5 protein-coding genes, 1 tRNA gene and 1 pseudogene are annotated in these 5,439 nt (G+C 64.9%); 3 read left to right on the top strand and 4 right to left on the bottom strand.

Annotated features, from left to right (window positions below):
• On the top strand, window positions 1–261 hold a 261-nt coding region (locus tag PGX04_RS27525; RefSeq protein WP_425498465.1), incomplete at its 5' end, for a DUF7114 family protein.
• A 99-nt stretch (window positions 262–360) separates the two neighbouring features.
• Window positions 361–432: transfer RNA gene (locus PGX04_RS27520), tRNA-Thr, on the top strand.
• 414 nt (window positions 433–846) lie between these two features.
• On the opposite strand, the gene PGX04_RS27515 is transcribed toward PGX04_RS27520, so the two are convergent.
• From PGX04_RS27515 to PGX04_RS27500, 4 genes are all read right to left on the bottom strand, one after another.
• Window positions 847–2,502, bottom strand: coding sequence for a preprotein translocase subunit SecD (locus PGX04_RS27515; protein ID WP_273741398.1), 1,656 nt, complete (start codon window positions 2,500–2,502; stop codon window positions 847–849).
• Window positions 2,499–3,374, bottom strand: coding sequence for a protein translocase subunit SecF (gene secF, locus PGX04_RS27510; protein ID WP_273741397.1), 876 nt, complete (start codon window positions 3,372–3,374; stop codon window positions 2,499–2,501). The genes PGX04_RS27515 and secF overlap by 4 nt, the downstream gene beginning before the upstream one ends.
• A 250-nt stretch (window positions 3,375–3,624) precedes the next feature.
• Window positions 3,625–4,098, bottom strand: a complete 474-nt coding sequence (locus tag PGX04_RS27505; RefSeq protein ID WP_273741396.1) for a DUF5812 family protein — start codon at window positions 4,096–4,098, stop codon at window positions 3,625–3,627.
• A gap of 147 nt (window positions 4,099–4,245) precedes the next feature.
• Window positions 4,246–4,698, bottom strand: coding sequence for a response regulator (locus tag PGX04_RS27500; RefSeq protein ID WP_273741395.1), 453 nt, complete (start codon window positions 4,696–4,698; stop codon window positions 4,246–4,248).
• A gap of 182 nt (window positions 4,699–4,880) precedes the next feature.
• On the opposite strand from PGX04_RS27500, the pseudogene PGX04_RS27495 reads away from it, so the two are divergent.
• Window positions 4,881–5,439 (top strand): annotated as a pseudogene (locus PGX04_RS27495) (glucose-6-phosphate isomerase); the annotation flags it as partial.

The following is a 5,439-nucleotide window of genomic DNA, read 5'->3' as shown; positions in this document are numbered from 1 at the left end:
GGCACCGACGGCGGCGATCCCGCATCGGTCGATGCGAACCTCGGGCGAGACGTGCTCGAACTGGCCGTCCGCACCGGCGCCGTCGCCGTCGGCGAAACCCCTTCACCCCGACTGCACGCCGTCGTCGCGGAGTTCGCCGCCGACGTCGGCACCTCGTTTCCCCCAGTCGAGGACTGTCTCTCCGACCTCCACGCGCGGGCTCGAGAGCTGTCGCTCGAGGATTCCACGACCGATCGAGCGACGTCCGCGACGGATCCCTGACAGACGAATGCAATCGCGGGATGGGGCTGCGACAACCCGGCGCACGGCCCGCTCGAATCGAAACCCATAAAGACGACTCCAATCAACGAACAGATGCGCGCCTGGGTAGCTTAGCGGTAAAGCGCGTCCTTGGTAAGGACGAGAGCCCGGGTTCAAATCCCGGCCTAGGCTTGTTCGGTTCCGCCGTTTCTGCCGCCATTCATTTCCCCGAGAGCCGCTTCGCTGATGATTGCTACAATCGTTGTACGTTCCATCGAGTCTCGAGAACGCACCTCGTCCGCGGACGGATGAAATCCGTTCACCGCCCGATACGAACTGTTGCTGTCTCGACACCGAGCCGCGAGCGCGGTTGCAACTGCAGGCTGGCCGTTCTTGTACGTTGCACCGCTGCGTTGCTGTGGTGATTATGATGCCGATCTGTACTGCCTGTAACACTCCCGTTTCGTACGATTTCGCCGCTGCGCACGGTGACGGCGACACCGTCGACTGGTGTCCGCGATGTCGGGAACGCTGAGCGCTCTCGAAGCGTCGAGAACCGATCGCAAAACGCCGCTATTGCTATCGGATAGTCACCGCTCGAGACGCCTACCGATCGGTGAGCAGCCGTCGCAGGATGTCACCGTAGGCGGGGCGGGTGATGAGGACCCCGATGAGCACGCCGAGGATGGTGATGATGGCGAATCCCTTGAGGTCGCCGAGGCTCAACACGGCGAGCGGGGAGAGGGCGACGATGGTCGTCGCCGCGGCGGCACCGATGACCCAGAACGCTTTGCGGAACCGCGACTGGAAGACCCGTTCCGAGCTGACATCCCCCTCGTCCATCACCTCGTCGGCGATGATCACGAGGTCGTCAACCCCGGTCCCCACGACGGCGATGAACCCGGCGACGTGGGAGAGATCCAGCGGCATGCGTATCAGCGCGGCGAACCCGAGCAGGATCACCACCTCCGCGACCGCCGTCACGATCATCGGGAGCGCGACCCGCATGTCCGTGTATCGAGTGTAGACGACGCCACTGACCGTGATCACCGAGAGGAATCCGATCAGTAGCGAGTACTCCTTGAACTGGGTGGCGTGGGCCGGCTCGATCGAGTAGACCTGATCGTTTTCGAAGTCCAACGGCGCGCGCAGGCTGCCGGCTCGGAGGTTGACCGAGAGCGACTGGGCGTGTTGCTGACTCGGTGCCCCCATCTGGAAGGTCGGGTTCTCCGCCCAGTCGTTTCGCATCGACTCGGCCAGGGTCGATCCCATGCTGTGGGCATCGACGACCTCTCCGTCGACGACAGTTAGGAGACAGTACTGCTCTCCCTCCTGATCGAAGTTGACGGTTCCGTCGTCGCCGCGGAGGCCACACCGCCCGACTCCTTCGCTCTGATCGGTGAAGCCGAAGTCGTTCATCTGCTGCTGAAACTGGGATGCGGCCTCGCCTCTGACCTCCACCGGGACCACGTATCCCGACGTTTCCCGCCCCTGCCTATCCGTCTGCTGTTGGGGCGGGTCGACGTCGGCGATGTCGTCGCCGGTCAACACCGTCTGATTCGTCTGGTTCGTCTGATTCGTCTGATTTCCGCTATCGTCGGGATAGTAGGCGACGACCTCGACGACCCCGCGCTCGGAGAGCAACTGGCGGAGTTCGCTCGCGTCCATATTCGGGACCTCGACGACGATGTAGTGGTCGCCGCCCGGCGTCGTCTGCTCGTAGGCCGTCCCGCCGGAGAGCCCCGCAGCGTTGACCTTCGTCTGGATCGTGTCGATCATGTCGTCGCGCGTCTTCTGGGTGACGCCGTCGCGGATATCGTCCTCCGACGCGTCGACGTTCGTCGATTGCAGCGCCGCGGCGAACTCGGCTTGCGTCACGTTGTCGGAGAACACTTCCGCGGTGACGGTCCCGTCGTCCTGTACGTCGACGCTGGTGTCCGCCGGCTCGAGGCCGAGTTCGTCGGTCATCGTCGACTCGATATCGTCGAGCCGTTGGCTCTCCTGTTGGTCGATTCCATCCTCGGCCATGCCGGATTCGATGTCCTCAGCAGTCATTCCGGTGGCTGGGACCCTGATTCGGGTCCCGCCCTCGAGGCCGAGCCCGAACTCGAGGTTGGTGGGGCCGCTGTCGACGGTGCTCTCGGCGTAGCTGTTGTCGGCCACGATGCCGCCGGGGATGAAGAGGGCGACGAGGGCGAAGGCGAGAAACAGGACGAGCAGGAGGAGCCGCCAGTTGGACTTGACGGTCGCTATCGGGTTCATGAGCGGATCCCCTCGAACTTGTACCAGCGGAGCAGACTCAGGTTCAACATGTAGGTGTTCATCAGGTCGGCCGCGAGGCCGACGAACAGGATGATTCCGATCGATGCCAGGAGACCGATACCGAAGATGTACGCCGAGACGGCCATGACGAGCATCGCGGCCATCGATGTGACAGTCATCGTGACGCCGGTCCGCATCGCGCGGTGCGTGCTCTCGTAGAAGCCACCGCTCCGGCGGAGGATATGGTTGTTCAACAGGATGTCGGAGTCGACCGAGTAGCCGATCAACATCAGGAGGCCGGCGACCGTCCCCAGCGAGAGCGGGATTCCGGCCAGTCGCATGAACGCCAGCGGGATCACGAGGTCGGAAAACGCCGAGATGACGACCGCGATCGACGGGACGAACGTCCGGAAGAGCAGAAAGACGATGGCGCTCATCCCGACGAACGCGATGGCGACCCCCAGCATGGCCGTTTGCTGGCTCTGCTGGCCGAAGCTCGCCGACGTCGAGGAGACCGCCTGGACGATCTCGCTGTCGCCGTCCGATTCGAGGCCCTCTTGGGCTTGATCGCTCAGGGCCTGCGAGTCCGCAGAGGAGAACTGAACGATGTACTGATTTTCACTTCCCGTTCCGGTCACCGATTCTGGCTCTTCGTCGAACGCCGCCGGAATCTCGTCGGCCGGCGTGGTCGTCTGGACGGTCAACTCCGTCCCGCCGGCGAAGTCCATTCCCAGCGGAACCGGCGTGCCGTACACGAGAAACGACCCGCTGAGGACGAGCAGTGCAACCGCGAGAACCGCGAGCGGAACCGCCGCGAGTTGGCGGTTACTGTACCGGGTGTACTCGATCTCCGGTACGTCGAAATACGCCATATATCGGACAACTTGCAGCCCCCCGAAGTAAGCTTTCTCAATTCCAACCATCGCTCGCGGCCGGGAGGCACCGACTCGAGCCCGGGACTGCGGACAGTCGCCGGCGCTGAGACGGTCTGCTGTACCGCTGTACCGGCGTACTCGTCTGGCGGGTCTCGGGTGCGCCGGAACTGACGGAGAGGAGCCCGTCTGAGTAACTCTTCGCCGGACGCAGCAGGTGACGAGTGGATCTTTCGTCGGATGCCACCGATCAGTCCGGCAGATATCGTACGCTCAACACGCCGTCGTCGGCCGAGCGGCGCACTTCCACGCGGACCGCCTCGAGCCGGGCCGCCCGCGCGATCGTCTCCTCGTCCGTGAGAACGTCCTGAGCTGCAGGTTCGACCTCGCCCTCGGGCACGTGGAACACGTGTATTTCGCCCGTCCCGGCGCGCTCCTCCTGAACGAGGTCGCCGACCTCGCTGTCGGCTGCGAGCTCTTTTTCGCGCTGGGTCGGCTCGAGGTCGCTGTCGACCAGGTCGATCGAGCGTCGGTCTTCGACGTCGATCACTTCCCACGCGACGTCCAGCGGCGGCTCCGGTGCGACGGTGGCCTCGAGGACGTCGTGGATCTCGAGGCCGGGGTTCGACGCGAGGGTGTGGACCTGTGCGGTGTCGACGTCGCGAACGACCGCCGATTCGTCTTCGGCGTGCGTGACGACGAAGGTGCCCGTCTTTTCGCTCATGGCCGTCCGTACGCGAACCGTCGGTTTCGGGGTTTCGGCTTCCGACCGCGAGCCACCGGAGAGCGCCGGGCGTCCTTCCGCTCGGACATCGGTCGAACGGTGACCTCGTGATCCGATCGGGCAGAGGCGGTGCCCACCAACACCGATCTACGACGGCACGGGCGGATGCCGCGCCGAGTCGATCCAGAAATCCTCGATCGCTTGCGCTAACGTGTCGAACTCGCCGGGACCCTCCGGCTTCGTGAGGTACGCGTTCGCGGCCCGATCGTAACTCTCGGCGATGTCCGCTTCCGCTTCCGAACTCGAGAGGACGAGGATCGGCGGTGGCGGGTAGTCCAATTCGTTCTCGAGCGTTTCCAGGACCGTGAGCCCGTCTACTCGCGGGAGGTTCAGATCCAGGAGGACGAGATCGGGGTCCGTGCTCGCGGTGTCCGTCTCGCAGACGTCGAAGTACGTCGTCGCCTCCTTCCCGTCGGTGACGGTGTGGAATTCGATGTCGCTGTCGGTCGTTTCGAACGCTTCTCTGGTCAGACGAACGTCGCCCGGATTGTCCTCGACGAGCAGGATGTCGACCGGCTCGTTCGGCGTGTGGCTGGTCATGGTGCTCGCTATCGACTGAGAGCTGCGGACGCGTAAGACCGGTCCCTACACACGTGGTGGGTCCGTCACGGCGGCGTGTCCCGGTCGGCGCGATCGGCGACAGCAGCGCCGACGAACCGATCCCGGAGCGCCGCTGAACCGATCACGGAACGACTTTAGGCCCTGCGGTCGCCTCCTCGCGTATGAACGTCGACATCGGAAACGCGCTCGCGTCCGTCGCGTCGCCGGGCGTCTCGAGGGAGTCCCTCGAGCGCCTGGACGAGCAGGTGGCGGCCGCCCACGAGCGTATCGAGCGCGGGATGGCGAACGAGGAACACGGCTACGAGGCGCTGAACCTCCCCGAACGGACCGATCCGGACGAAATTCGAGCGGCGGTCGAGCCCGTCGCCGACGCCGACGCGCTGCTCACCGTCGGCATCGGCGGCAGCTCGCTGGGTGCAGCGACGATCACGAACGCACTCGACTCGGACACAGAAACGGTCTTTCTGGATAACGTCGACCCCGAGTGGGTCTCGAGCCGTCTCGAGGGACTCCCCCTCGAGAACACCGCGATCAACGTGGTCTCGCGATCCGGGACGACGGCGGAGACGCTGGCGAACTTCCTTGTCGTCCGCGAGGCCGTCGAGTCGGCCGGCGTCGACTGGACCGAGCGGACGATCGTCACCACCGGCGAGTCCGGCCCCCTCCGCGATCTGGCGACCCGCCACGACCTTCCCTCCCTGAACGTGCCCGACGGCGTCC

This window comes from Natrinema soli (assembly GCF_028618695.1).
The sequence above is the reverse complement of the archived record's forward strand: the minus strand, read 5'-3'. Positions and strand labels throughout refer to the sequence as shown.

What these genes read in the sequence shown, in the direction of transcription:
- PGX04_RS27515 (WP_273741398.1), bottom strand. Translation starts at nt 2,502, where the DNA reads ATGAACCCGATAGCGACCGTCAAGTCCAACTGGCGGCTCCTCCTGCTC.
- PGX04_RS27500 (WP_273741395.1), bottom strand. Translation starts at nt 4,698, where the DNA reads ATGACCAGCCACACGCCGAACGAGCCGGTCGACATCCTGCTCGTCGAG.
- secF (WP_273741397.1), bottom strand. Translation starts at nt 3,374, where the DNA reads ATGGCGTATTTCGACGTACCGGAGATCGAGTACACCCGGTACAGTAAC.
- PGX04_RS27505 (WP_273741396.1), bottom strand. Translation starts at nt 4,098, where the DNA reads ATGAGCGAAAAGACGGGCACCTTCGTCGTCACGCACGCCGAAGACGAA.